General features: G+C 61.6%; 4 protein-coding genes and 1 pseudogene. All 5 read left to right on the forward strand.

The features are described from left to right. A pseudogene (locus H928_RS26250) lies at positions 1–721 on the forward strand (hypothetical protein); the annotation flags it as partial. After that, positions 718–993 (forward strand): hypothetical protein, encoded by a 276-nt coding sequence (locus tag H928_RS0105265; protein ID WP_021025571.1) that lies wholly within the window; start codon positions 718–720, stop codon positions 991–993. The pseudogene H928_RS26250 and the gene H928_RS0105265, both read left to right, overlap by 4 nt. Before the next feature lie 5 nt (positions 994–998). Further along, positions 999–1,220 (forward strand): hypothetical protein, encoded by a 222-nt coding sequence (locus H928_RS0105270; protein WP_021025572.1) that lies wholly within the window; start codon positions 999–1,001, stop codon positions 1,218–1,220. A 28-nt stretch (positions 1,221–1,248) separates the two neighbouring features. Then, a complete protein-coding gene (locus H928_RS0105275) occupies positions 1,249–1,455 on the forward strand; it encodes a hypothetical protein (RefSeq protein ID WP_148293056.1) in 207 nt (68 codons plus the stop codon). Between the two features lie 37 nt (positions 1,456–1,492). After that, positions 1,493–2,261 (forward strand): site-specific DNA-methyltransferase (locus H928_RS26255; RefSeq protein ID WP_043338808.1); only part of this gene is annotated, 769 nt, incomplete at its 3' end.

Here is a 2,261-nt window from a genome sequence, read left to right on the forward strand (position 1 = left end):
GCAAGCCGCCATCAGCGATATCGCCAAGCCTGAGAAGAAGGCCAAGCCGGAGATCGTCAACGGTCATTTGCGCGTTGATGCCTGGGCCGCTACGTGGGGCATCCGCCAGTTCCAAACCATTGGCATGCCATCGGTCACCGTGTGGCGTGAGCTGCGCCGGGTGACGCATGACCAACTGGAGCTGTTTGACCGTGAGGGCGACAGCAAAACCGTGCAGGCCTATCGCGCCTGTCATCGCCAAGGCGAGATAAAAGCCAACTGGTGCGAATTCATGGAAGCCATGGGCGGCCATGCACGCAAGCGCACCGATTGGCACCTGGCCCCCGTGCGCCGCCATGTAGAAGAGGGCGCCGCTAACAAATACGGCGAGGAACTGAAATGCGGGCGCCTGATTGGTTTGACGCCACAGCGTGGGCGCATGTGTGGCCGATACCTCGTGAGCCGTCGCATTGCGTGGAAGCCATTTGTTCAAACCGCCGAATCGGCTGCAGGTGCGGCAGTGGACGGCCCGCATTTTGAGCATGAAGATGGCCAAGCGCAGGGCGTAGGTGCAACCGCGTCCCGGCAGGCTCTGCCTGCCGCTTGGACTCGTTTCAATAACTGTACGGCCCGCCTGGATGCGACCCAAAACACCGAGTTGCTGACCACCAGATTGCAGGAGTTGGGCAGCTTAGAGGCCGCAATCGAGGCCGTCGAGTTTGAGGAAGGCGCATGGCTATGACCAAAACCCCCGCCCAGATCAACGCCACCACCGCCCAGCAGGGCCGCCGCATGCGCGAAATCAGCCCACTGCTGCAGCAGGCCCTGGATGCAGGCCGCCGAGTGTGCGACGACATGCAAGACAGCCCCGAGGCCCGCCAGGCGATGAAGCGCGAGATCCTGGAATTTGCAGATATGGGCGATCGCTTCCTTCTCGGGCTGATCGCCGGCCTGACCCATCCCCGCTTAAAGCGCGCCGACTTTTCCACCACCACCCAGAAACCAAAGGAGTAAGTGCCATGAACGCAAAACGCATCGAGCCACGCACCCACACTTACCTGCGCCAACCCGGCGCCTACGTGGGCAGCGGCCACGACGCCAGCCACCTGGCTGCAGTCTTTGCGGCCGAGCGTGAACGCCTGGCCACCGAGGCCGCCAAGGCCAAGCGCCGCCGCAAACCCAAGGCCGAAGCTGTGGCTAACGCCGACGAAAACCCCAACCAGCTGCGCCTGGTTGCCTGACCACCACCGAAAGACTACGACTATGACCATGACCCAAGCAACCAACATCCAGCCCATGCGCAGCTATCGCGCGTTCGTCTATCCCGTCACGGCCAACGCCTGGGACTTGGAGGGCGAGGAGGGCAACAAGCTGCTGCAGTCAGTGCAGCTCAAGGCCGCCAACAGCGAAGACGCCGAAGAAAAGGCCAAGTGGGTGACCGGCATGCGCGTCCATTCCGTTGAGCGCAAAGACTGAGAAGAGATATCGCCCCCTTCAATTTTTTGAGAAAAACATGAAACCAGATCCCATCCTTCCCGCGCCCTGGCAACTGATCCACGGCGAGTGCCTTCCTTTGCTGATGGCCATGAAAGACGAAAGCGTTGATGCTGTGATCACCGATCCGCCATACAGCAGCGGCGGCTTTTCGCGTGACGACAAGAGCAAAGACACGGAAACGAAATACATCCAGTCAGGCCACCGGGGCCGGTACCCATCCTTCGGCGGCGATTCGCGCGACCAGCGCAGCTACCTGGTGTGGTGCGCTCTGTGGATTGCTGAGTGCGTGCGAGTACTCAAGCCTGGCGGCTATTTCATGGCCTTCACCGATTGGCGGCAGCTGCCAGTCATGACCGACGCGGTGCAGGCCGGTGGTGTCTTCTGGCGCGGCATCGTTGCCTGGGACAAGGGGCGCGGATCGCGCGCACCGCACAAAGGCTACTTTCGCCATCAGTGCGAATACGTGATCTGGGGCACCAAAGGCCCTGCGGTGATCTTGGAACACGACGGCCCATTTGACGGCTGCATTCAATCCACGGTGCGGCAAGACGACAAGCACCACATGACCGGTAAGCCCACGCACCTGATGAGCGAGCTGGTGCGGCCTGTAGTTCCTGGTGGCCTGGTGCTTGATCCGTTTGCCGGCAGCGCATCAACAGGGGTAGCCGCAATCCTGACCGGGCGCCGGTTTATCGGCATCGAGCGCGAGTTGGCCTATGCCGATATTTCCCGCGAGCGACTGATCGAGGCCGAGCGGCAGGCCAATTTCTTGGCTGGCCAGAGCA

The organism is Comamonas sp. B-9 (assembly GCF_000410635.1).
Lineage (GTDB): Bacteria > Pseudomonadota > Gammaproteobacteria > Burkholderiales > Burkholderiaceae_C > Comamonas.